This is a genomic window from Fodinicola feengrottensis (assembly GCF_039530045.1).
Taxonomy (GTDB): domain Bacteria; phylum Actinomycetota; class Actinomycetes; order Mycobacteriales; family HKI-0501; genus Fodinicola; species Fodinicola feengrottensis.
Genome location: NZ_BAAANY010000008.1, coordinates 314,014 through 336,848 on the forward strand (window position 1 = coordinate 314,014; position 22,835 = coordinate 336,848).

At 64.8% G+C, this 22,835-nt stretch carries 19 protein-coding genes; 10 read left to right on the top strand and 9 right to left on the bottom strand.

The genetic code is table 11. The annotated features are described in order from the left end of the window. Nucleotides 1–27: 27 nt before the first annotated feature. The gene (locus ABD301_RS11165) at nucleotides 28–645 is read right to left on the bottom strand and encodes an RNA polymerase sigma factor (RefSeq protein ID WP_344309568.1); all 618 of its coding nucleotides are present in this window, start codon (nucleotides 643–645) and stop codon (nucleotides 28–30) included. A gap of 524 nt (nucleotides 646–1,169) precedes the next feature. Between ABD301_RS11165 and ABD301_RS11170 the strand changes: the two genes are divergently transcribed. After that, on the top strand, nucleotides 1,170–2,372 hold the full coding sequence (locus tag ABD301_RS11170; RefSeq protein ID WP_163568777.1) for an Nramp family divalent metal transporter: 1,203 nt from the start codon (nucleotides 1,170–1,172) through the stop codon (nucleotides 2,370–2,372). Nucleotides 2,373–2,382: 10 nt separating this feature from the next. On the opposite strand, the gene ABD301_RS11175 is transcribed toward ABD301_RS11170, so the two are convergent. Next, nucleotides 2,383–3,108 carry a hypothetical protein gene (locus tag ABD301_RS11175; protein ID WP_344309571.1) on the bottom strand — a complete coding sequence of 242 codons (726 nt, stop codon included), beginning with the start codon at nucleotides 3,106–3,108 and terminating at the stop codon, nucleotides 2,383–2,385. A gap of 74 nt (nucleotides 3,109–3,182) precedes the next feature. On the opposite strand from ABD301_RS11175, the gene ABD301_RS11180 reads away from it, so the two are divergent. Beyond that, nucleotides 3,183–3,986 (top strand): IS66 family transposase, encoded by an 804-nt coding sequence (locus ABD301_RS11180; protein ID WP_163568779.1) that lies wholly within the window; start codon nucleotides 3,183–3,185, stop codon nucleotides 3,984–3,986. Here the strand turns inward: ABD301_RS11180 and dgoD are convergent. The 6 genes from dgoD to ABD301_RS11210 are packed head-to-tail and all read right to left on the bottom strand — an operon-like array spanning nucleotide 3,916 to nucleotide 11,732. Further along, nucleotides 3,916–5,052, bottom strand: coding sequence for a galactonate dehydratase (gene dgoD / locus ABD301_RS11185; RefSeq protein WP_344309573.1), 1,137 nt, complete (start codon nucleotides 5,050–5,052; stop codon nucleotides 3,916–3,918). The two genes, ABD301_RS11180 and dgoD, sit on opposite strands and share 71 nt — an antisense overlap. Then, a complete protein-coding gene (locus ABD301_RS11190) occupies nucleotides 5,052–5,876 on the bottom strand; it encodes an NAD-dependent epimerase/dehydratase family protein (protein ID WP_344309576.1) in 825 nt (274 codons plus the stop codon). Before ABD301_RS11190 ends, dgoD begins: the two co-directional genes overlap by 1 nt. Beyond that, on the bottom strand, nucleotides 5,873–6,754 hold the full coding sequence (locus ABD301_RS11195) for a carbohydrate ABC transporter permease (protein WP_344309578.1): 882 nt from the start codon (nucleotides 6,752–6,754) through the stop codon (nucleotides 5,873–5,875). The genes ABD301_RS11190 and ABD301_RS11195 overlap by 4 nt, the downstream gene beginning before the upstream one ends. Beyond that, nucleotides 6,751–7,626, bottom strand: coding sequence for a carbohydrate ABC transporter permease (locus ABD301_RS11200; RefSeq protein WP_344309581.1), 876 nt, complete (start codon nucleotides 7,624–7,626; stop codon nucleotides 6,751–6,753). Before ABD301_RS11200 ends, ABD301_RS11195 begins: the two co-directional genes overlap by 4 nt. Before the next feature lie 15 nt (nucleotides 7,627–7,641). Next, nucleotides 7,642–8,919 (bottom strand): ABC transporter substrate-binding protein, encoded by a 1,278-nt coding sequence (locus ABD301_RS11205; RefSeq protein ID WP_344309584.1) that lies wholly within the window; start codon nucleotides 8,917–8,919, stop codon nucleotides 7,642–7,644. Nucleotides 8,920–8,951: 32 nt separating this feature from the next. Continuing rightward, the gene (locus tag ABD301_RS11210; RefSeq protein WP_344309586.1) at nucleotides 8,952–11,732 is read right to left on the bottom strand and encodes a polysaccharide lyase family protein; all 2,781 of its coding nucleotides are present in this window, start codon (nucleotides 11,730–11,732) and stop codon (nucleotides 8,952–8,954) included. Nucleotides 11,733–11,855: 123 nt separating this feature from the next. Between ABD301_RS11210 and ABD301_RS11215 the strand changes: the two genes are divergently transcribed. The 3 genes from ABD301_RS11215 to ABD301_RS11225 are packed head-to-tail and all read left to right on the top strand — an operon-like array spanning nucleotide 11,856 to nucleotide 15,525. Further along, nucleotides 11,856–13,565 carry a class I mannose-6-phosphate isomerase gene (locus tag ABD301_RS11215; protein WP_344309589.1) on the top strand — a complete coding sequence of 570 codons (1,710 nt, stop codon included), beginning with the start codon at nucleotides 11,856–11,858 and terminating at the stop codon, nucleotides 13,563–13,565. Next, a complete protein-coding gene (locus ABD301_RS11220) occupies nucleotides 13,562–14,584 on the top strand; it encodes a LacI family DNA-binding transcriptional regulator (protein ID WP_344309591.1) in 1,023 nt (340 codons plus the stop codon). The genes ABD301_RS11215 and ABD301_RS11220 overlap by 4 nt, the downstream gene beginning before the upstream one ends. Further along, a complete protein-coding gene (locus ABD301_RS11225; protein WP_344309594.1) occupies nucleotides 14,581–15,525 on the top strand; it encodes an ROK family protein in 945 nt (314 codons plus the stop codon). Before ABD301_RS11220 ends, ABD301_RS11225 begins: the two co-directional genes overlap by 4 nt. A gap of 915 nt (nucleotides 15,526–16,440) precedes the next feature. On the opposite strand, the gene ABD301_RS11230 is transcribed toward ABD301_RS11225, so the two are convergent. Further along, nucleotides 16,441–17,883, bottom strand: a complete 1,443-nt coding sequence (locus ABD301_RS11230; RefSeq protein ID WP_344309596.1) for a right-handed parallel beta-helix repeat-containing protein — start codon at nucleotides 17,881–17,883, stop codon at nucleotides 16,441–16,443. A 1,112-nt stretch (nucleotides 17,884–18,995) separates the two neighbouring features. Between ABD301_RS11230 and ABD301_RS11235 the strand changes: the two genes are divergently transcribed. The 5 genes from ABD301_RS11235 to ABD301_RS11250 all read left to right on the top strand — a co-directional run bounded on the left by ABD301_RS11235 (nucleotide 18,996) and on the right by ABD301_RS11250 (nucleotide 22,671). Further along, nucleotides 18,996–19,532 (top strand): sigma-70 family RNA polymerase sigma factor, encoded by a 537-nt coding sequence (locus tag ABD301_RS11235; RefSeq protein WP_163568785.1) that lies wholly within the window; start codon nucleotides 18,996–18,998, stop codon nucleotides 19,530–19,532. Next, nucleotides 19,525–20,724: a WD40/YVTN/BNR-like repeat-containing protein gene (locus ABD301_RS11240; RefSeq protein ID WP_344309600.1), complete on the top strand. Its 1,200-nt coding sequence runs from the start codon at nucleotides 19,525–19,527 to the stop codon at nucleotides 20,722–20,724. The genes ABD301_RS11235 and ABD301_RS11240 overlap by 8 nt, the downstream gene beginning before the upstream one ends. Before the next feature lie 900 nt (nucleotides 20,725–21,624). Then, the gene (locus tag ABD301_RS42390) at nucleotides 21,625–21,882 is read left to right on the top strand and encodes an ArsR/SmtB family transcription factor (protein ID WP_390624038.1); all 258 of its coding nucleotides are present in this window, start codon (nucleotides 21,625–21,627) and stop codon (nucleotides 21,880–21,882) included. Nucleotides 21,883–22,198: 316 nt separating this feature from the next. After that, on the top strand, nucleotides 22,199–22,468 hold the full coding sequence (locus ABD301_RS11245) for a hypothetical protein (protein ID WP_163568789.1): 270 nt from the start codon (nucleotides 22,199–22,201) through the stop codon (nucleotides 22,466–22,468). Between the two features lie 20 nt (nucleotides 22,469–22,488). Continuing rightward, the gene (locus tag ABD301_RS11250) at nucleotides 22,489–22,671 is read left to right on the top strand and encodes a hypothetical protein (protein ID WP_163568790.1); all 183 of its coding nucleotides are present in this window, start codon (nucleotides 22,489–22,491) and stop codon (nucleotides 22,669–22,671) included. Nucleotides 22,672–22,835 lie beyond the last annotated feature (164 nt).

Genomic DNA, 22,835 nt, shown 5'->3' on the forward strand with positions numbered 1-22,835 from the left:
GAACACGAAGGCTTTCCGGACAGTAGGTCAGGCGTCAACATCGGCTGCGCGGAGCATGCCACCCAACTGCCAGAGGTGTTGGACAGCGTGTGAAACCTCGTCCGCCACCGCATCGACCGCCACGCCGCGTTCGGCGGCGATCTGCCGGATGGTGCTTGTGCTCAGGAATGTTTCTTCGATCAGTGAGCGCTCGGCAACGGTCAGGTGGTTGAGCTCATTCGTGAGGTGAATCCGTACCCGCTCGGCCTGGGTTGATTCGATAGGATCGGGACATACTCCGTGATGGTGACGTCGGTGCGCACCTGCGCCGGGGTGGCGATCGTTCCCGGCAGTGTGTGCGCGTCGCCAAGCCAGCGCCGCATTTCGGGTCGTCAGCGCGACGTGCGCGCGTAGGTCGCCCGGGTGCTGAATACTCCTGCCCCGATACGAGGTTCGTGTGGTCACGGTCAGGAAGGCTGTCGTTGCAACCGATTCGGCCCCGCGTCGATCACCAGTGATGGTGAGGGCGAGTCCGTACACCATAGGCAAGAACTGGTCGATCAGCTCACCTTGTGCTGCCCGGTCGCCCATCTGGGCCCGGCCCAATACCCGTGACTCCCAGTGCGTCGGCTTCCCCGCCAGTGAGCCGATGCTAGATCTGGCCATCACCCGGCCTTCCCAAGATGGTGAGAGACCACCGGGTTCTGGGGTGGAAGGCAACGATACGCGCACACCGCCTCTCCAGCAGTTGTAGCACCACGCGCAAGACGGAGCAACCCAACATGTCGGGAGGCCCAAGGGGGAAGATCGATGTTGTGGCTGGAGAGAACGGGTTTTGCCAGGGAATGGCCTGTCGATTCTCATTCCCGGTGGGACCGGACACAGCGTGCAACTCCGCTGCTTGTTCGCTCAAGAGCCGCGGATGAGCCGTCATTGGGCTCCGAGCGGCGATCGACTGAACCGTGATGTTCGCAGCCGCGAATATCGGGTGTGGCTTCCTTGGACCAGCATCGGCGCTACGTCGGGCGCCGACCTGTTGGGTAAGACGGTCTGGCTGATTTGGTCGGGTAGCACGGACAGCTTTGCTCGCCCAACGTGCTGTTGTAAGGGAGCGGTCATTGGACATTGCCCATGACGTCCGGCCGGCTGTCTTCGGGAGCGACTTACGCGAGGTCCGGGCCCGCGGGCGTATGCGTGGATCGGTGGCTTTGTTGGGGCCGGCTTTTGTGGCCGCAGTCGCATATATCGATCCGGGAAATTTCGCGACCAATATCGCCGCTGGCACGAAATACGGCTACACGCTGGTGTGGGTCATCGTAGTGGCCAACGCGATGGCGATGTTGGTGCAGTATCTATCGGCGAAAGTGGGAGTGGCCACCGGGCGGGACCTGCCGGAACTGTGTCGGGAACATTTTGGCCGTTCGATTTCGGTCGGACTGTGGGTGCAGGCTGAGCTGATCGCGATGGCAACCGACCTGGCCGAGTTCGTTGGTGCGGCGGTCGGCCTGAATCTGCTTTTTGGTGTCCCGTTGTTCCCCGCCGGGCTGATGACTGCGGTGATTGCGTTCGCGATTCTTGCGTTGCAGCGGCGGGGCTATCGTCGTTTTGAGCTGGCGATAGCTGGTCTGTTGGGGATTGTGTTTCTGGGGTTCGCGTACGACCTGCTCAATGTTGGAGCGTCGGTGAGCGGGACAGTCCGTGGCTTGGTCCCGGAGCTAGCAGGGCCAGACAGTGTCCTTCTGGCGAGCGGAATTATCGGCGCGACGGTGATGCCGCATGTGGTCTATCTGCACTCGGCGTTGACGAAGAACAGGATCTGGGCGCGCGATGACAATGAGCGCCGCCAGGTCCTGCGTTTCCAACGGTTGGACGTATTCATTGGCCTGGGCGCGGCGGGCGTGATCAATCTGAGCATGCTGCTGGTCGCCGCTTCGCTTTTTCACGCCTCCGGCCATCCGAATATCGATTCGATTGAGGCGGCCCACGCCGGGCTTGGTCGATTGGTCGGCGGCGGCGCCGCGCTGGCGTTCTCGGTTTCGCTGCTTGCGTCCGGGCTGTCGTCGTCAAGTGTGGGAACTTATGCCGGCCAGGTGGTGATGCAGGGATTCGTGCGTCGTCGCATCCCGCTGTTCTTGCGTCGCGCGCTGACCATGCTGCCAGCCCTGGTAGTGCTTGGGGTCGGCTTGCCCACGACGGGAAGCCTGGTGGCGTCTCAGGTCGTCTTGTCTTTCGGCATCCCGTTCGCGCTGGTGCCCATGGTGCTATTGACCCGCAGAGCCGACATCATGGGTGCGCTGGTCAACCGGAGGATCACCACCGTCGCGGCAGCTGTCATCGCGGCCCTGATCATCGCGCTCAACGCGTACCTTTTATATGTCGCTTTTACCGATTAGGCCGTTCTTCTCATTGGTGGCCCCGCGTGAGCAGGTCGATGGCGTCGGGCAGGTTCGTGGCTTGTTGGACGCCGTTCGGTAGTCGCTCGGGGTCCCATCCGGGACCGGCGGCGACAAGGGTGTCCAGGTGAGCGCGCAGCGCGCGCAACGCGCCGACTCGTGCCGTACGACTGGTCTGTGCCCAGAGCAATGCAGCCGAAATCTCCACGCGGGCGGCCGCCGAGACGAGGGCGTCGGTGGGCACATTGGCCCCCAACACGCGGCTGGCTGTCCCGATCTCCGTCAAGGCCGCGCGGACCGCTTCCATGGCCAGGGTGTGTTGCTCGCCGGCCGGGCAGGCAAGTAGGACCGCTGCCGCCTGGTTTTCGCGGGGCGGTGCGACCGGCACCGCCTGGTGCAGGCTTGCCTGAATCGCCCACGACAGCAGATGTTCAGCCTCGATGCACTCCGCGTCGTCAGCCGATGGCTCGCTGATGGCGGCCATCGCCGGAAGGCACAGTTGTTGCCAGGTACGTACCACCCCGTGCTGCTCGAAAGCATCCTGCAGAAGGTCGACGGCAGTGGCCGTGTCCACCCGTCGTGGGGCAGTCGAGACGACGGTGACCAAGGCCCGCCAGTCATAGGGAACCATGAGTTGATCGGCGCTGTCAGAGGTCTGGGGTGCTGACTGTTGGGCGGCGCGTACGGTGGCCGCTGCCATCGCCGGTGGCGTACCAGCGGCGACCAGGCTTTGCATGTGTTGCAGCGCCTGCAGGTCTCGTGTTGTGTAACGGCGATGGCGCCCGGCTTCCACATTCGGCGTCCACCGGTATGTACTCACTGATTACCGCGCACGACCGGCGCGGAGTCCAAGCGATGGACGCCGCTGGCGTGCTACCCACGTTCACCGGAGTCGCCGTGCACGACGCGTGGGCGCCGTATGACACCCACACCAGCGCGGTGCACGCACTGTGTGGCGCCCACGTCTTGCGAGAATGGCAGGCCATCACTGAACAGACCGACCAGGCCGCGTGGTGTTGGGCCAGGCAAGCCGTGCATGCGCTACGGGAGATCAAAAAGCTCGTAGACACACAACTGGCCGCCACGCCCGTGTCGCTGACCGGCATGGACGGCCACACGCTGACCGAACTGGTGCACCGGCTCCAGTCCGCAGCCGCTATCGGCGCGAACCAGACCTGGGAGCGGTCAAAGGCACCAATGGCCAAAGCCCCCGCGCTGGCCCGTGCCGAGGTGTTACACGCGCCAGGGCGCGCTGAGTGGCTGAAGCAGGCTTTGACCTCTTCCGATGGCTTGCAGTGCAGCGTCGGGTTGGAGTTTCTCACCACCTTTCCGGACGAGGTGCCCGCCCTGCTCGACCAGTTGTTTCCGTTGGCCATCTCCCACAGCACTGGGCCTGCGGCGTGGGAGGTGTGGACTATCGCGTACATCGAGCAGTGGTCGCGCCGCGTTTGCCAGAGGCGTTACTCGTCCCGTGACGGATCCGTACTTTGGCGGCGGTGTTGTGGCTGTAGATGGAAATCCGACACGGAGACGCGGTGTTTTCTTACCATTCTGCGAAACTGCCGTCTGGGTAGTTCCAGGTCGGTGACCCTGGTTCGAGTGGGCCGTGGTTGACGGCGGAGCGTACGGCGTCCTCGTTCACCTCGATGCCGAGGCCTGGGCCGGTCAGTCGGGGTAGGTGGCCGTCGACTGGTGTGAGCGGGCCGGAGTCGGTGAGGATCGAGGTGGTGGCGTTCGGGCCGAGGTGCAGGTTCAGGGACTGTTCCTGGGCGTAGAAGTTCGGTACGGCGAAGGCGAGTTGCAGGCACGCGGCCAGCGCCACCGGGCCGATTGGTGAATGCGGGGCGATCTGGGCGTCGTACGTCTCGGCCTGGGTGGCGATGCGGAAGCATTCGGTGATGCCGCCGGCGTGGCTGAGGTCCGGTTGGACGATGGCCACGCCTGCTTCCAGTACGCGGCGGAAGTCCGTTCTGGAGTAGAGCCGTTCGCCGACGGCGAGTGGGACCGGCGAGCAGTTGACCAGTGAGCCGAGCTGGTCGCTGTGCTCGGGGCGCAGCGGTTCCTCCACAAAGGCGATGCCCAGCGGCGCCAGCAGCGGGAGCAGCCGCCGAGACTGCGGGACCGAGCTGCGTCCGTGCAGGTCCAGGCCAATGTCGACGCTGCCGCCCACGGCCTCGCGTACGGCGGCCAGGTCCGCCAGCATCGGGTCTGGCGACTCCAGGAAACCGATCTGGTGCTGGGGCGCGACCTTGATCAGGGTGATGCCGGCGGCGGCGTGTTCGCGTGCCCGTCGCGGGTCGCCGGTCCGGTCGGACGCGTTCGCATGGGCGTAGATTCGGGCGCTGTCGCGGGTCGGGCCGCCGAGCAGTTCGTGGACCGGGACACCGTGCCAGCGGCCCTTGATGTCCCATAGTGCTTGGTCGAGGCCGGCGACCGCGGATGAGAGCACTGGTCCGCCGCGGTAGAAGCCGCCGCGGGCGAGGGTCTGCCACAGGGCGGTGATCCGGAGTGGGTTCGCGCCGAGGAGATGGTCGGTCATGCGTTCTACGGCGGCGGCGACGGTCCGGACCCAGTTCTCGAGTGTGCACTCGCCCCAGCCCGCCACCCCCTCGTCCGTGGAGACCTTCACCAGTGCGTGCCGGTTGGTGAGCACGAACGTCTCGACGGCGGTGATCCGCATCAGTCCCGCCTCCCGGTGTGGATCGACTCTCGCGGCTGGAAGCCCAGCAGCTCTCGGGCCCGCAAGGTGTAAACCAACGGCTCCGTGCCGGTGAATGGCCAGCGACACGGGACTCTGGGAGCGTACGTGTCCACGAGTTGCTGGGTCGGCATGTCGAGGAGGGTGTCCTGGGCGCTGAGTCCGATGACGTATGCGCCTTTGATCTGGGCGACCAGCGCGGCGGCGATTGCCCGCGCGGCGTCGTCGGCCGTCAGGTACGCCCAGCCCGTGCGCATCATCTGAGCCGGGTGCCGTGCGACAGACTTGGCGATGTTGATCAGCTCGGTACGCGGTTTGACCAGCGGGAACCGCAGTGCAACCACGTCCAGGCCCCAGGTGCGCGCGGCCATCTCGGCGGACAGCTCGTCGACCTGTTTGGACAGTGAGTACGCGTCGCCGATGTAGGTCGGCAGGTCCTCGTCCAGCGGGAAGTACGCTGGGAGCGGGCCGTGCGGGTTCAGGGCGATGCCGGGCGCGTTGATGCTCGATGCCAGCACCACGCGAGACACGCCGTGTTCGGCAGCCTGCGCGAGCACGGTGAACGTGGACACGACGTTGTTGCTGAACACCCGGCGGGGTGTGCCCAGCGTGGGATGGGGCAGTGCGGCCAGGTGCACCACGGCGTCGCAGTCTTGGACCGCCGCGCCGACCGCGGCTTCGTCCGTCGCGTCCACCGCCACGGACCCGGCACGGTCCAGCGTCCGCACCGTGTCGCCTTGGCCGACCAGGTGGCGTACGGCGGCTTGACCGATGCCGCCGCTCGCGCCGGTGACCAGCACTCTCATTTCACCGCTCCCTGCGTCATTCCCTGTACCACCTGGCGTTGGAAGATCAGGAACAGCAGGAAAAGCGGCAGGGCGCCCAGCAGCGCCGCCGGGAACAGCTGGGTCGGCTGCAGGGTGTGCGGGTCGGCGAACGAGTACGCGTTGGCCATGACCGTGCTTTTGCCCGGGTCCTGCAGGAACACCAGTGGCACCACCAGGTTGTTCCACACCTGTAGTGACACGAAGGTTAGAAGTGTGCCGGTGATCGGCCGCATCAGCGGGAACACGATGACGAAAAACGTACGGAACGGGCCGCATCCGTCGAGCGCCGCGGCCTCCTCCAGGTCGAGCGGGATCTGCCGGACGAAGCTGGTGTAGAAGAACACCGACACCGGCAGGTTGAGCGCGGTGTAGATGAAAATCAGCCCGAGGTGGGTGTTCAGCAGGCCGAGGTCGCGCATCAGCAAATACAGTGGCGAGATGAGGACGAACAGCGGAATTGTCAGGCCGACCGCAAAAAGCCGGTAGACCAGCGAGCTGAGATGCGAGGTCAGCCGGCCAAGTGGATAGCTCGCCATCGCCCCGATAATCGACACCACGGCGCACGACCCGGCGGTGAGCACGACGGTGTTCAGCACGCTGCTGACGTAGTGGATCTGGTTGATCGAGATCACGTAGTTCTCGATCGTGAACGCCCTTGGCCACCCCAGCGGCGCGCGGGCAAGGTCAGCGGCCGTACGGAAAGACGCGAGCAGCGTGAACAGGAAAGGCGAGGTGAACGCGACCGCGGCGAGCACGACCACCACATCGAACACCACGCCACGCGGCCTGCCGCGGCGCTTGCGTCCATTGCGGACCGAGTCGACTTTCTCCGCTGCACGGACGGATATCTCGGTCACAGCGCACGCTCCCGTCGCCGCAGCAGTACACTTGCGGCCGTCGACACGACCATCACGAGCACCAGCAGCAGCATCGCTGTCGCAGCACCCATCGCGAAGTCGCTGTTGTTGAAGATGTCCCGGTAGATCACCAGAGCAAGGGTGTTGGTCGAGTCCACGGGTCCGCCGCCAGTGAGCACGAGCGGGAAGTCGAAGACGCCGAGCGAGCCGATCAGGCTGAGGGTGACGTTCACGGTCAGCGCCGGTGCGAGCATCGGCCATTCCACCCGGCGAAAACGCTGCCACCGGTTCGCGCCGTCGATGACGGCCGCGTCCAGTAGTTCGCTGGGAATGCCTGCATAGCCGGCCAGGAAGATCACGCACGAGTAGCCGACGAACATCCAGATGTTGACCGCGGCGACCGCGTAGAGCGCGATTGACGGGTCACCGAGCCAGATCTTCTGGAGCGCCTGCAGCCCGAGCTCACCGAGTGCGGTGTTGATGCCGCCGTCCGGCCGGTAGAGGTACGACCAGATGAACGACGCCATCACCGGCGAGATCAGCGCGGGCAGCAACAGCAGGCTGCTGACCGTACGTCGGATGCGGACCCGATAGGCGAGCGCCGACGCGGCGAGCAGGCCGAGGGTCAGTTGAACGACAAGGACCACCGCCGCATAAATGACGGTGTGCGCGAGCGCGTGCATCGCCGTCGCGTCCTGAAACAGCGTCTTGTATTGCTTGAGCCCGACGAAATTGCTGACCGGGCCGCCCAGGTTGTCGGTAAAGCTGAGCAGCACCCCGCGAACCAGGGGATACAGCACGAACACCCCGTACACGGCAAGCGCCGGCAGCAGGAACAGGATCGCCGTGAGTCGACCGCGTCGGCGGAACACGTGTGTTTTCCGTTCTTAGGAGTTGGCGGGTTTTGCCGCGTTCTGGATGGCGGTCAGGGTGGCCGTCACGTCGGCCTTGCCGAGCAGGAAGTTCTGCAGGATCGACCGGATCTTGGTCTCCGGCGCGGCCAGGTTCCAGGTGTTCGTCGGAAAGAGCGCGAACCGCTTGGTGGCGTACGCGTCGGCCATGGTGGCCAGCAGCGGATCGGCCCCGGCGGTGCTGGCTCCGAACGGGCTGATGGCGACCTCCGCGGACAGGTACGGCGCGAGGTTCTGCGAGCTCGACCAGAAGTCGACGTACTGCTTGGCCGCGTCCTGTTGCGAGCTGCGCGCGTTGACCGCCCACATCGTGCCAGGGAACAGCAGTGCGCTCGGCTTGACGCCCACTTTGCCGCCTGGCCACGGGACGAACGCCAGCTTGAACGGCGCCTTCTTGAGCGCGGCCGCGGACCACGAGCCGCCCGCGAAAAACGCGGACTTGCCGGCGAGGAAGTCCGGCTGGCCGGTGGTCGCCTCGTCGGTCCCGACGGCGTTCTTGAAGTCGACGTATCCGTTCGTACCGAGCTGCTGGATCTGCTGGAGCGGCTCCCTGAATGACTGTGGGAAGGTCACTTTGCCCTGCAGGAACTGCTGATCCCAGTTCGGGTTGTCCTGGTAGACGGTGGTCGCGGCGGACATCAGCATCACGAACTCGGCCATGTAGCCCTGCGCGTCTGGGAACGAATAGCCGGGCTGGCCGGCCGCCTTGAGCTTGCCGAGAGCCGCCAGGAACGCCGGGAAGTCGGTGGGCGGTGCGGTGACGCCGGCCTTCGCGAGGATGTCCAGGTTCACGTAGACGCCGACCGGGCTCAGTTCCATCGGCGAGGCGAGGACCTTGTCCTGGTAGCTGACAAACGACTTCACCGCCGGCGAGATGCTGGCGGCCCAGCTGCGCTGCCCGAGGTCGGCGAAGTAGCCGGACTTGCCCCAGATCTGCACCTTCTGCGGGTCGACCATGACCACGTCCGCAGCGTTGCCGGCGAGCAGCTGCGACTGGATCTTCTGCTGATAGACGTCGTTGGGTGGGACATAACTGAAGTCGAGCTTGATCTTCGGGTGGGACTTCTGGAATGCCGCGTTGATCTGCGCCACGTTGGCCGGCTCGGCGCCGCCGCCCTTCCAGCCCACCACGTGCAGGGTCGTGGTGCCGTCGGAGCTGGCGCCCGAACCGCACGCGGCCAGGGACGGGGCAAGGGACGCGGCGACGGCGAGTGCGGCCACCGCCAGGCCGAGTGGACGACGGAGTTTGCGCATGCCAGGACCTTTCAAAACGAGGTGAGGGAGAGCTAGGCCGGATAGATGCCGACGGCGTCGTACACCATCCAGGAGCCGCTGGTCTTGTCGATCGTGATCGTGTTCCGGCCGGCCACCAGCCGCGCGGCCGGCAGTGTCACGGTGAACTGGGTGGGCTGGACGCCCGAGTCGAGCGCGCTGCCGGCCGAATAGCCGGCGCCGCTGCCGCTGGGCAACACGACGGTCGTGGCCGCTCCCCCGTTGAGTGCGACGGCGACCGTGCCGGGCGCGGTGTTGTGGGTGTCCAGCAGGAACACGACCAGCCGCAGGTCCGCGGCCGGGACAGCCGTGAGAGCGAAGGCCAGGGTGCATCGGTGTACGCGGCTGCCGGCCCAGCCGTCGTCCGGACCGGGGTGAATGTACGACCACGACTGCGCCGGGTCGTCGGTGCCGGCAGTGACGGTCACGTCGTTCGGGAACCGGATCGAGTAGTCGGCATAGCCGGCGGGCGCGAGAGCGAACTCGTGGTCGGTCCAGTCCGCGACCCCGACAGTGGCCAGCGCATCCGCGGGCACGTCCAGTACGACGACGGCTGTCACGAGCCGGGCTACTTGCCCCTTACCTACGGTCACCGCAGTGATGATGGTGTTGCGACCGGCAACCAGCGAGCCGAGCGGTACGGCGGTGACTTTGTCGACTCGCTGGCCGCGGGCCGCTGTGACGCGGGTTTCCTTGCCCAGGCTGGTGAACACCGCATTGACCGGCGCGATGCCCGCGGTGTTGTCCACGACGTACGCGAGGGTCACAGTCTCGTCGGCGGTACGGACCACCGCCGGTGCGGTCACGTCGAAGCGGCCGCTGGCCACAGCCGCCGCGCCCGTACGCACGTACACCGGAGCACCCGTGAGAGTCAGGTGGACCCTGCCGTCGAGTGGCGTGAGCCGCGTCCTGCCGCCCGTGACGTCGACGACGTCGATCGGCGTGTCGCTCGGCAACGCGACCGCCGTACGCGGGTCGGTGCTCCACAGGACCGAGACGCTGTCGCGCCGGTCGGCGAACACGTAATCGCGGATCGCGCCGGTGGCGTTTTGGCTGTGCAGCGTACGTCCGGTCAGCATCCGGATGGCGACCGCGTACGCCGCGTAGACCGGCCGCGGAGTGTACGAGTCGGCGCCGATTTCGTTGAGCAGCCCGAAGTTCTGGTCGCCGATGAGGTCGTACCAGAAGAATTTCTCGACACCGCCGGCAAATCCGAGGACTAGACCGCGGACCAGATAACCGGCGGCCGTCAGCCCGTCCCGCAGCGACCAGCCCAGCTCGGATATCCACACCGGCTTGGCCTTGCCGCCGTTGTACTGCGCCGTGAGCGCGGCGACCTCGCGTTCGGACCCGTCGATCGGGTCCGGCGACTCTGGGACACCGACATACGGGTGATTCGACACCGCGTCCAGGTGCGCCATCCCGCCGGCGTCGAACACGGCCTTCATCCAGTCGACGGCGGTGCCGTACGTGACGCCGCCGACGACCACGATCGACGGGGCGACGGCCTTGACCGCCGTGTACGTCTTTTCCAGCAGTGCCGCGTAATATTTCGGGTCACCACTGGCTGGGCCGGTGGTGAACCAGCCGGCGTTGAATTCGTTGAAGACCTCGACCGCGGTGAACTGCTGGCCGAAACGCCGGACCACAGCGGTGGCGTACGCGGCGAAGGCCGCTCGGCCCGCGTCCGTGTATGGCGTGCGGCCGCCGTCGTATTTGGCGTTGGCGTAGTCCAAAATCGGCAGCGGATGAATACCGTTTCGGGCTAGCGCTGCGAAAAACGGCGAGTACGTGTCGAAGGTGTACCCGGTGATCAGCCCGCGCTCGAAGCTCGGGTTGGTCAGCAGGTTCAGGCTCGAACCCTCAACCGTGACCCGCGCGTCGTCCAACCACGCGGCACCGGTGACATCACTGGAAAGCAGTCGGAACGTCACAACCGACTCGGACCCGGTGGTGTACCGGAACGTGACCCGCGTCCAGTCGAACGTGCCCGTTGGCGCGTCGACCCGCGCGCCCCAGTCCGGCCGTACGGTGAACTGCAGCGCCTTGACGTTTTCGCCCTTCACCCACGCGTCGAACACATAAGTCGTGTTGGCGCGGACAGTCACCTGCTGGGAGATCGTCGCGTAGAAGTTGTCCTTGATGGGCGAACGGTTGACGATCTTCACCGATGCGCGGCCCGAGTGCGCGACGGTCGGATCCAGCTCGACGGTCGCGTCGGCCTGATAGGTGTCGGGCGTCCAGCCAGCCAGCGGCGGTGGCTCGATCTCGGTCCAGGTCAGGTCCGTACGCGCCCAGGTGATGCCGAGCGCGACCATCAGCGGCACCGACGCCAGCGGCGGCAGGTGGGTGTTGGCGCCGAACGGCGAGTCGGCCGGCAGCCGGTACGGCGCCAACACCGCGAACGAGCTGGTGTGCCGCCTCCCGCGACTCGCCACCACCTCGAGGGTGTAGTAACCGTTGCCAGCGTTGACCTCCACGGTCGCGCGGCCGCCATGGCCCCGGGCGCTTCCGGTCTGCGCGATGCCACCCCAAACGTCCCTCACCGTCCACCCGATCGCGTCGGCCTGGACCGAGACAGCGAAGCGCTGGGTGCGTACGCCGACAAACACCGACCCGTACGACGCCGGGCTGACCGTGATCCCACCGACGTCAGGGGTTTCCGGCGAAACGGTGGTCGCGGCGAAAGCCGGGCCGCCGTTTGCCACGAGAAACGCGAAGGCGGCGGTGGCCAGCGAGCCGGCGAGCAGGCCGCGCCGGGACACCGACGTGGGCTCGTCGTTCCGATCGTTCATGGCAGTCCACCTCATGACCTCACCGACTGGCTCGCCGCACGCACGTTATCGGTAACACGAAAGGTACGCAATACTTACAGGTAGCCTTGGCGTTATCGGTAACTTTCGATAAGGTTCTGAGCCGTGTCGACTTCGTCCGCGTACGACCCCCAGCCGCATTACCCACCCGCCACCGGCTCGGTCCGGCTCGGCTGGGCCGCCGCCGCCGCGACCCTGCCGGCCACCACCCGAGTCCTCGCGATCGACGGTCCAGCGGTGCTCGACTGGGACCGTGCGGCCAAAGCGGTGGCCACCGAACTGTCCGCGCGCGGTCCCGTCGACGTGGTCGACCTGCGCGAAGCCGGTCTGCCGTGGGACGAAGTGGAACGCCGTACCCAGTCGGCGGCACTCGCTGACGACCCGCATTTTGAGATGCTCGCCGACGGGACCCTGGCCGACCTGCTCGACGATCAGAAGGAGCCGGGTCCGGCCGCGGGCCTGCGCGTACTCATTGGACCGGGCGCGGCCGCCGTGGGCAACCCGGACGTGCTGTGGTGGGCCGACCTGCCCAAGCGCCACGCCGAGGCGGCCGTGGTGGCCGGCACCGGGCGCAACCTGTTCGCCCCCGCCAACCACCGCCCGACCACCCGCCGGCTGTTCTACGTCGACTGGCCGCTGCTGGACCGGCACCGGGACACGTACGTGAACCGGGTCGACCTGTGGCTGGACACCCGTGACGCCGAGAACCCGGCCTGGCTGGACGGCCACGCGCTGCGCGCCACCTGCGCCGCCCTCGCGCGGCGGCCACACCGGACCCGCCCGACGTTCAACACCACCCCGTGGGGCGGCCAGTGGGGCAAGCGGGAACTGGGACACAACCCGCAAGCCCACAACAGCGCGCTCGGCTACGAACTGATCGCCCCGGAGAGCGGCGTGCTGGTTGGCACGTCGCCGGAGGTCGCCGTCGAAGTCCCGTTCCAGCTGCTCGCGACGCTCGCCCCGGTGGACCTGCTCGGTACGCACGTGTACGACCGGTTCGGCACCTCGTTCCCCATCCGGTTCGACTACCTGGACACCGTCGACGGCGGAAACCTGTCCGTACACTGCCATCCCCAGTCCAGGTACATGCGCGAGGTGTTCGGGTGGCCGTACACCCAGCACGAGACCTACTACGTGATGGTCGGAAGCGAACAGAACACGATTTTCCTCGGCCTACGGGAAGAAACGTCCATCGCCGAGTTCCACCAGAGCGCCCACCGAGCAGATCACGACGGCGTCGAGTTCGAGATCGAACGGTTCGTCCAAACCTTCCCCGCGACCCCACACCAACTGTTCCTCATCCCCGGCGGCACCCCACACGGCAGCGGCCGCGGCAACGTCGTTCTGGAGGTCAGCGCGACCCCGTACCTGTATTCGCTGCGCTTCTACGACTGGCTGCGCCGCGACAGCTCCGACCGGCAACGGCCAGTGCACGTCGAGCACGCCTTTCACAACCTCGACCCCGAACGCGCCGGCGCGGCAGTGGCCGACAACCTCGTCCAGCAGCCACGACGCGTGGCCGCTGGCAACGGCTGGCACGAGGAACTCATCGGGCAGCTGCCCGAGATGTTCTTCGAGGTACGCAGGCTGCACGTCGAACCGGGCGCGAGCGCACCACAAGACACGAATGGCCGGTTCCACGTACTGAACGTGGTGGACGGCGAACGCGTGATACTCGTTACCGAGAACGGGGACGAGCATGAGCTCGGGTACGCCGAGACCATCGTCGTACCAGCCTCCGTCGGCCCGTACGACGTACGCGGCCTCGGCGGCAGCCCAGCACGGGTGGTGAAAGCAAACGTGACGGGGATATGACGAACGCCAAACCGAAGCGACCGGCCGCGGTGACGATGCGCGACGTCGCGCAGCGGCTCGGGGTCAGCGCGATGACCGTATCCCGGGCCCTTCGCGGCGACAGCGGCATCGCCGAGCCGACGAGAGAACGCGTACTCGCCGAGGTCGCCGCTCTCGGCTACCGCCGCAACGACCTGGCGCGGCAACTGCGTACCGGCGCGGCGCACGAGCTGGTCGGGCTGGTCGTCACCAACTTGGCGAACCCGTTCTACTCCCAGCTCGCGGTCGGCGTGGAGGAAGTGGCCACCGAACACGGTGTCGGTGTCGTCGTTGCCAGCACGGACGCAGACGTGGACCGCGAGCGGCAGCTCGTCCTCGACATGGCCGGACGCCGGATCGCCGGACTGGTCGTCGTACCCGCCAGCAACGACCACAGCCACCTCGCGCCGGACCAACTCGATGGCGCGCCCGTGGTGCTGGCCGCCACCCCACCCCGCGGCATCGAGGTCGACTGCGTGTTCGTCGACGATTTCAACGGCACGTACGAGGCCTGCCAGCAGCTCATCGCCCGAGGGCACACCCGCATCGGTTTTCTCGGACTGCCGCTGTCGCTGTGGACCGGCTCGGAACGCTATCGCGGCTATGCGGCCGCGATGGAGGACGCCGGGTTGCATGTCGACGAACAGCACGTGAGCCGCCACCGCGGGAACATCGAACTCGCCGAGCAAGCGACCCAGCAGATGCTCGCCCTCCCAGTGCCCCCGACCGCGCTGATCACCGCCAACAATCGCAACACCGTCGGCGCACTGCGCAGCCTGCGACACAGCCCCACCCCGGTGGCGCTGGCCGGGTTCGACGACATCGAGCTGGCCGACCTGCTGCAGCTGCCGCTCAGTGTGGTCGCGTACGACGCGGTCGACGTGGGCCGGCAGGCGGCACGATTGCTGTTCAGCCGCATCGACGAACCCAGCGATCACAAGGCCGGCCGCCAACAGGTCATCATCCCGACACGAGTCATCGACTACCCGCGGCCGACGTGAATTCCCTACCGGCACTGGAAATCGGCGGCTCACACGTGACCGCGGCCCTAGTGGACCCAGCCACCGGCGGGATCAACCGCCGCGCACGCCGACCACTCATCGCCGATGCCACGGCAAGAGAACTGTTGGCGACAATCGCCGAGGCGGCCAGCGAGATCGCCACCGCCGGCGCGGTCTGGGGCGCCGCCGTTCCCGGCCCGTTCGACTACGACACCGGAATCGGCCGCTTCCACGGCGTCGGCAAATTCACCGCGCTAAACGGCGTCGACGTCGGGGCCGAGCTGCTAGCCAGGATCACCCCTGCCCCAAACGCGATCCGTTTCCTCAACGACGCGGCGGCTTTTGGTCTCGGCGAATGGAAATGGGGCGCAGCGGCCGGTCACACCCGAGCGGTCGGCATCACCCTGGGCACCGGCATCGGATCGTCATTCCTGGACGCCGGCCACCCGGTGACCACCGCCGGCAAGGTCCCACCCGAGGGACGTGTCGACCTGTTGTCGATCAACGGCGTACCACTCGAAGACGTGGTCTCCGCACGCGCTCTGGTGGCCGCCTACCGTACAGCCGGCGGCAAAGCCACAAACGCCGCCGACGTGATGGCACGCGCCGATGCTGGCGACCACAGAGCCAAGTCCGTCGTCGAGCGGTCCTACCACCTCCTCGGCACCACGCTCGGCCCGTGGCTCCAGCTCTTCGAAGCGACCATCGTCGTCCTCGGCGGAGGCATAAGCACGGCCTGGGACCAGGTGTCGACTCCACTACAGCACGGCATCGCGGCCACCTCCACAGCAAAGCTCGCCCTCATTCGCACCCAAGACACCGAAGGCGCCGCCCTACGAGGCGCTGCCAGCTGGATAATTTCTTCGCAAGCCGCTCAGGTAGAGGCCGAAGAAGCTGTTTCTGCCGCTACGTGGGGACAACGTCGCTCGCTTTACCGGTGAAGCGTACGTATTCGATGTTGCAGAGTTCGTCGATACTCAGATGGCTCACTGCTCGGCGATCGAGCGGCCGATGCTGCCAGCGCCGTACGCTCTCTGCTCAACAGGTGGGTTGAACGCGCCTGTGTCGCTCCCGGGCGACCGCCGCGAGGCGCCTCAACGGAGTTCGCTGCAAGCCTGTTGTGTCTCTACAGCGCCAAATCAGGATGCTCCGTTCGCTCGTCCCGATACTCACCTGATGGCCCGCTCGACGGTAGGTTCCGGGATTCGTTCGGATCCTTCGGCGCGCCACCGACTTCCAGCGGGAGGAAGTGGTCTTCGTCGTACTCGGACATGTTGGTGTCGCTGCACCCGTGGTCAACGATTCCTTGTTTTTCAAGGCATTGGTGTAGGTGTCGATGGGCGGATCGTCGCTGTCCATCCTGACGTGCAGATGGTGCTGACGATCGTCGACTGCCTCACGTCAGGATTCGTACATGCCGGGTCGGGCAACGGCAAATACGACTGCGAAGACGCCGCCGCCGCTAACGCCGAACGACCAACCGCCGCGTGTACGCTCGCCGCGGCTCGACCACCAGGTGCGTCAACGATCATGATCGACGCCGCCGATCCAACACACGTCGCTCAAGATCCTCGCGAGTATCGCGCCACCAGACTCAAAAGCAACTTACCACGGAAACAAACAGAAAAGCCGTCACGATATGCCGACTCGACCCAACAAGGTACTTCTAGGTGTCCGCGTACGACTTCAGATGCAGAGGCGCGTACAACCTCACGTCCAAGGTCTTCGGGTGATCATTGGCATGGGTTGCTCACGAACCGAAGGGTGATCCCTACTCACACCGACACGTACCCAACGCGCCGAGATCTCTGGACATGAGGTCGTACCCGCTATGGACATCAGGTCGTACGCGGACGCTAGGAGTGCGGGCCGATCGTCACCGGGAGCGAGGTGGTTCCCTTGCGGCCAGAGGTGGCAGCGTAGGAGACATTGATGACGTACTCGCCCGGGGCCGTGTACGTGTGCAGGTACGTTGTCGCGGGAGTGCTCACGGGCGGGGAGCCGTCGCCGAAGTCGTACGTGTACGTCAGCCCGCTGGACCAGGCGTTCTCCTCCAGGTGTGCCGTCATCGTGATCATGTTCAGCCGCGGGCCGGTGGGATCGCTGGCCTCGAACCAGAGCGAGAACGGATCCTGGAACTCCCACGCTCCCCGGTCGTGGTATCCAGGGTTTGTCCCGGTGTTGGCGACGAGAGGATCATCCACGCGGGTGTCCCAGTAGTAAACATCGGTCTGCAGTTGGCCGGGTGCCTGGGCATTCGCCGAGTCGATGGCCGGCGAGCCTTCCGCAAGGGCCGGTCCGCCGCCGAACGTGAAACCCGGGTCGACGTTCAGGTCGTGCCGTCCCTGGCCAGTCGCCGCCGTGAAGTCAGCGGTGCTCTGGAAGCCGCGACCGGCCCATCGATAGGGTGGATTCTCCGAGTACGGAAAGACGATGTTGAAGTCGACGGTTATCCCCGACGCGACAGCCGCGCTGTCGACGCTGATCTCGGTGATCTCTGTGGACGGAGGGCAGTGATAATAGACTTCACTGCCGAAGACGTACGCGAAGATGTTGTTCTGGACACTGGCTCCCGAGGATCGGCCCGTCACCTCCACCCCCCGGTTGCAGGAATGGATCACCGTGTTGCCCGTGACCGCCGCGGCTGGCGAGTCGGCAACCCGTACTCCAGTGTTTCCGCCACCGGAAATATCGTTGGCTGAGACGACGTTGCCAACACCGGCGGAGTCGATCCTGATCGCCGCGTATCCGTACGAAGAATCAATAAGGTTCCTGCTTACCGTGATCGAGCGCGACGCCCCGGTCACCCGAACGACGGAGCCCTGGGCTTCCGGTGACGGAATGCTCAGCGCATTGCTGTCAACGATGACGCGCTGAGACCCAGTGATGAAGATGGCGTCATGGTCCACCGATCCGCCGGCGATGCTGAGCGCTCGGATGACCACGTCATGCACGCCGTGCATGGTGAAGGCAGGCCCGCCCGATGTTCCATCCACCCAGGTGAAGTTGCGGTTTTCGCTTTGGAACACGATCGGTGCTCGGGGTGTGCCCGACCTCCCGACCGTCACGCTCTCCTGGTATTCGCCGGTGATGTCGACCGTGGTGCCCGGCACCACTGTGTCCGCGGCCACCTGAATTGTGCAGAACGGCTGCTGTTGAGTGCCTCGCCCGACGTCACTGCACCCGGATCCATCGGTATTGTCGACATACAGCATCCGAGGAGCGGCTTCGGCGGGCACCGGCATGACCAAGGCAGCAACCGTCAATGCCACCGCGATCGTGGCAAATGTTGATTTCATCCCCATTTTACACCCCCTTGTAATCGTAGATTCCAGGCAGCGGCGCAGAAAACCCGATCCAACCAGAGCTGAGATTGCGGTCGGCCGGCAATCGCAGGTGGACCAGTGAATTCGGTTTAGTAGGACTGCACCAGTCCGGATGGTAAGAGGAACCGGGAGGACAAAAGCGGAACAGCTCCCATACGTCCGGATGGGAGCCGACGTGCTCATGTGGTGGAACAATGCGCGGCCTTGTATACCGCTGTTATTTGGTAGGACGTGTCAGGGCCGATGAAGTGCTGCCCTGGACCAAGATCGGGTTTCTGTACACGCCAAATAGGGTAGTTCGCGTCCCAGCGGTACTGCACGGTGCAGTATCCGGGCCCTGTATACCATCCGGCGGTCGTCGACCAGCCGAGATTTCCAGCGGTGTCGTCGTCTGGCGGGAGGGCGACATCGTACTGACCGTGTGCGTATGAGCCATCCTTGACATGGATGACACCGATATTGATGGTCGTGCCATTGATGATCGTATTGGTAGCGCTTGTTGTGGCGGCTATGCCTGCGGAAGCAGGCGACGCCGTCGCTATGACAAAGCCTGACGCTGCCATCAGAGCTACCGCGCACACAGACGCGGACGTTAGTCGTCGTATTTGTGACACGCCGGTTTTCCCCATCGTTGGACTCGATTCTTGAGGTTGTCCGCAGAGACCGGCCTTGTCTCCCGGATCCGAACAGTACCGCCCGCGAGCGTTGGTTCAGGGTGGTCATGCTCTCGGACGTGCCACCGGATAGCAACGCTTTTCGGCGTCAGCCGAAAAGCGTATCTCCGTGATCGAGGTTTGGTAGTCGATTTCCGCCCCAGTCACTCTCGTGAATGGTCGTCGGTGCCAATTAGGGCGGCGCCGAGGGACGTACGGCGGTGTGGGCACCTATTGGAAGCCTGCATCTATTCGTCGCCGTTGTGGAGTGAGCGCAGTCTCATGCCGAGGTGAGTGCTGGTCATGCCGGTTCGTAGGGCTGAGAGGTGCACGTCCGGTATATGTGCGCGCGGCTTGGGTATGCGCGATGCACCCTGAGGGCCTGTTCGTTCGTCAAGAATAGGTATCGGGCCCTCGAGGACGAGAGGAACCATGGCGTCTACAGATCCGGCCACGGCGGGCGACCCGCGGATGGTGCTTGAGCAGCTGTATCGAGCTGCCGCGCCGAGGTTGGTCGTGGCGGCATATGCGTTCACCGGTGACCTCGGTGAGGCGCAGGAGTGCATGCAGGAGGCGTTCGTGCGCGCGTACGCACACCCCGGGCGGATTCTGCAGACCGAAAATCCTGTCGGGTGGATGCGGATCGTGACCGTGAACATCGCCCGTGACCGGATGCGGCGCAAGCGTCGATTTGCGGTTCTGCATCGGCTCCTGGCGACCACACCCGACCCGGTACCTGCGGCGACGCCGGATAGGGTCGCGATTCTCACCGCCATTCGTGTCCTGCCGGCCGGGCAGCGGGAGACAGTCGCGCTGCACTATCTCCTCGACCTCGCGGTAGATGAGATCGCGGAGCTGACAAGCGTATCCGTCAACACTGCCAAGTCGCGGCTCCGACGTGGACGAGCCGCGCTATCAGTCCTGCTGAGCGAGGAAAGTGTCTCAATGACGGAGGCCAGGAATGACTGACTCCGAATCCGTACATGTTCAGGCTTCCGCGGGTCGGTCCGCGCTCTTCCAGGAGATGACGCTTCCTGACTGGACGGCCGTGCGAGGTGCAGGCCAGCGTCGCTCGATCCGCGACCGCATCCTCACCGTCGCCGCCGTCGTCACGGCTGCCTCCGTGATAGTCGCCGCCCTCGGTTTCCTGACGGTCCATCACAACGATCCGATCGCGCCCGACGGCCACGTAAGGCTGCACGGTCCGATTGTTGCCGAGCACTCGAGCAAGCCGACCCAGCTGTCAGTGTGTGGATTGAACTACGCGACCGACAAAGTGGCGTACTACACCTACTTTGACGGTCCGTGCGGCGAGGGCGGCAAGCCGACAACGACCTACGCGGTCACCACCGACGCGGGCCGCACCTGGCGCTACTACAGCATGCCCATTCGTGCCTGCGTGGACATTACGCCAGTTGGCGCCCATGCCGTTGTGGCGTGTGAATTGATCACCCACGACGACGGCCGCACATGGGCTCGCCGACCGGCAGCGCAGACCCCGGTTGGGGCCATACCACCCGGTTGGTTGCTGACGACAAGGCCGGCTGATCAAAACTATTCGGTGCTCACAGCTATCAATCCGGTTACCGGGCAAGAAGCGCCCCTTGCACACCAAGCCCGCTTTGGCAGTTTCACCTCAGCTACCGGCAGAACAATGGCCAGCGACGGATCTGTGTGGCTAATCGATCGTTCTAACCTCGACTATGGCAGTGCCCGCATCAGCCGTGACCGCGGCGACACCTGGCATCCGGTCATCCTGCCAAAGCCGTTCGAGGCAGCCGACGTCACGGGCATCGCCAGCACCGACGGACGCACCGGCTATATAGTCACCAGCGACGAGTCAAACGAGTGGGCAATCTTCGGCACCCGCGACGGAGGGACCAACTGGTCCCTCATTACACGGCACAGCGCCAATCCGCCTAGCGGCGAGATCCTGCCAGGTCCTGGCACAAGCATCATCAGTACGTCGACCAGCCAGATCCCCCCGATGATCAGCAAGGACGGCGGGCTGACATTCACCCCTGCGCAAGGCGGCATTTCCGGCAACCTTGAATTAAACCCCCTCGGCTATTACGTCAATATAGACGGGCAGCACCCCACCTGGACCAACGTTCGGGTCGGTACACCATCGATTCAATTCGCAGCTATCGCACCACCATAAGACTAGGTCCAATAGTCTATCCAGTTGGCTACGGAAGTTGCTCGCGCAGACAAATAGCAAGGATTCGAGAGCGACCGACGGCACGCGTCTCGGTGACGGCCCGCCTACAGCGGACCGATCGCCGGGCTGGCTGGGATACATCCGCATCTGATCAACGCATGGGGGGAACGCGTTATGCTCAGAATCCACTTCGAGGCAGCCGATTTCGCCCGCACACATTTCATAGACCAACCAGATCTGCTCTGGGAGATTGCGTTAAGCAGTCAGGTGTTACGGAGACAGGGCGATCCTGCTTTTACCAAATGGCTTCGGCATGTTGATCGCGCCGCGCAAAAAGACGAAGTGAGGCAAGCAATCGAGACTGTGGCCAGCCTGAACCCGCCACATCAATATTTTTCAGCCTTTCTCACCCCCGCGCCCGGCGAGGTCGACGTCAAAGCACGGATCCGCAGAGTCGTGTCCGCCGGACCTTCGCGGTTCTACCGCGATATGTCGCTGCTACACGACCGGTGCAACCTGTCGCGATTTACGCCATCGATATCAAGTAGCGACCAGCTCGCTCTCCGGCAATTGGGGCAGGCGCTGACCGTATATCATGAGACATTGATGGCTCCTTACGCTCATCACATCGCCGCACGAGTCGAGCAGGACATAGCTATTCGTATACGAGACCTCCTCAACGGCGGCCTAGACGCCGCGCTCTCGAACCTACGACCGATATTCCAATGGCGACCGCCTGTCTTACATATCTCTGTCCCGCATGAGAAAGAAGTATTCTTGAGCGGTCGCGGCCTGATCCTAGTCCCCTCGTATTTTTGTCGACGCACATTAGTCGCCATGACCGACCCGGAACTACCGCCGGTAGTCGTGTACCCAGCGCGGCCGACCATTACCCAAAATATGAGCACGGAGACTGACGAACACCTATTGGCCGCGCTCCTAGGATCGACGCGGGCACTCATCCTCCGAGCCATTCACTCTTGTCGTGGCGCCACTACAGGCCGTCTCGCTAAAACGATCGGCGTATCCGCCGCGACAGTAAGCGAACACGTTAAAATCATGCGAAACAGCGGACTACTCACCAGCACTCGCCACGCCCAAAATGTCCTCCACATCGTCACACCTCTGGGACGACGACTCCTCGATAGCCGCCTTTAGACGCCACACATACTCGCGGCCAGCCCACGAGACACAACATCACCCGCCATCGAACTTCTACCTCAACTCAATCCGCAGGTGACGCGACCAATCGACAGGCAACTTCGCTCGCTCTACTGGTGGAGCGTACGTATTCGATGTTGCAGAGTTCGTCGCTCTGGCTCAGCGAACGCACTCTTCTGCTGACGAGCGGATTCTCCAGGTCGCACCTGGAGCCGGAGTCTGATCTGTTGGTCGGTTGGCTCCGGCTAGGTCAGGAAGCATTAGGGTCACGATGTGCTGGGGTCTGGCAATGGGCGTGCTCGGGGAGGGCTCAGTGAGCCGGTGGGCGGAGTATGTCCAAGCGGTGCAGGTGCTCGCCCGTGCTCGTGCCGAGGTGTTACACGCGCCAGGGCGCGCTGAGTGGCTGAAGCAGGCTTTGACCTCTTCCGATGGCTTGCAGCGCAGCGCCGGGTTGGAGTTTCTCACCACCTTTCCGGACGAGGTGCCCGCCCTGCTCGACCAGTTGTTTCCGTTGGCCATCTCCCACAGCACTGGGTGCTGCGCCGGGCCCGAAGGCGCGGCCTGGTTGATGAAGGACGGTTAAGCGAGCTGATCTGGTCCGAGTTGGACGCCGACGACGTCACTGAGTTCGAGTACAACTGCGCGTACTCACTGCTGGTCATCCTCGACGCGAGGACGTTGATGGCCGCCCTCAGCCAGCGTGCTCTCGCAAGCCCTGACCCGGAAATCCGGGAAACCGGCGAATCAATCCAGGAATACCTCGACAGGCACCCAACCACAACGTAGACAAGGCGCGCCGACCGTGAGCGCACGCACGCTTTGCTTCTATTGTCATGTGGGCTTTGTTGCCTCTCGGGATGGACTCGTTGCCGTCCACCTTCCGGGACTGCCGGGTGCCACCGAAATCAGGAGTAGTACGTAAATTACGTCTCCGGATCGGGCACATCACG

Coding starts and splice junctions, on each gene's coding strand:
- ABD301_RS11205 (WP_344309584.1), bottom strand. CDS start 8,919: ATGCGCAAACTCCGTCGTCCACTCGGCCTGGCGGTGGCCGCACTCGCC.
- ABD301_RS11180 (WP_163568779.1), top strand. CDS start 3,183: ATGTACTCACTGATTACCGCGCACGACCGGCGCGGAGTCCAAGCGATG.
- ABD301_RS11220 (WP_344309591.1), top strand. CDS start 13,562: ATGACGAACGCCAAACCGAAGCGACCGGCCGCGGTGACGATGCGCGAC.
- ABD301_RS11210 (WP_344309586.1), bottom strand. CDS start 11,732: ATGAACGATCGGAACGACGAGCCCACGTCGGTGTCCCGGCGCGGCCTG.
- ABD301_RS11240 (WP_344309600.1), top strand. CDS start 19,525: ATGACTGACTCCGAATCCGTACATGTTCAGGCTTCCGCGGGTCGGTCC.
- ABD301_RS11165 (WP_344309568.1), bottom strand. CDS start 645: ATGGCCAGATCTAGCATCGGCTCACTGGCGGGGAAGCCGACGCACTGG.
- ABD301_RS11235 (WP_163568785.1), top strand. CDS start 18,996: ATGGCGTCTACAGATCCGGCCACGGCGGGCGACCCGCGGATGGTGCTT.
- ABD301_RS11175 (WP_344309571.1), bottom strand. CDS start 3,108: ATGCAAAGCCTGGTCGCCGCTGGTACGCCACCGGCGATGGCAGCGGCC.
- ABD301_RS11190 (WP_344309576.1), bottom strand. CDS start 5,876: ATGAGAGTGCTGGTCACCGGCGCGAGCGGCGGCATCGGTCAAGCCGCC.
- ABD301_RS42390 (WP_390624038.1), top strand. CDS start 21,625: ATGAGCACGGAGACTGACGAACACCTATTGGCCGCGCTCCTAGGATCG.
- ABD301_RS11170 (WP_163568777.1), top strand. CDS start 1,170: ATGCGTGGATCGGTGGCTTTGTTGGGGCCGGCTTTTGTGGCCGCAGTC.
- ABD301_RS11230 (WP_344309596.1), bottom strand. CDS start 17,883: ATGAAATCAACATTTGCCACGATCGCGGTGGCATTGACGGTTGCTGCC.
- dgoD (WP_344309573.1), bottom strand. CDS start 5,052: ATGCGGATCACCGCCGTCGAGACGTTCGTGCTCACCAACCGGCACGCA.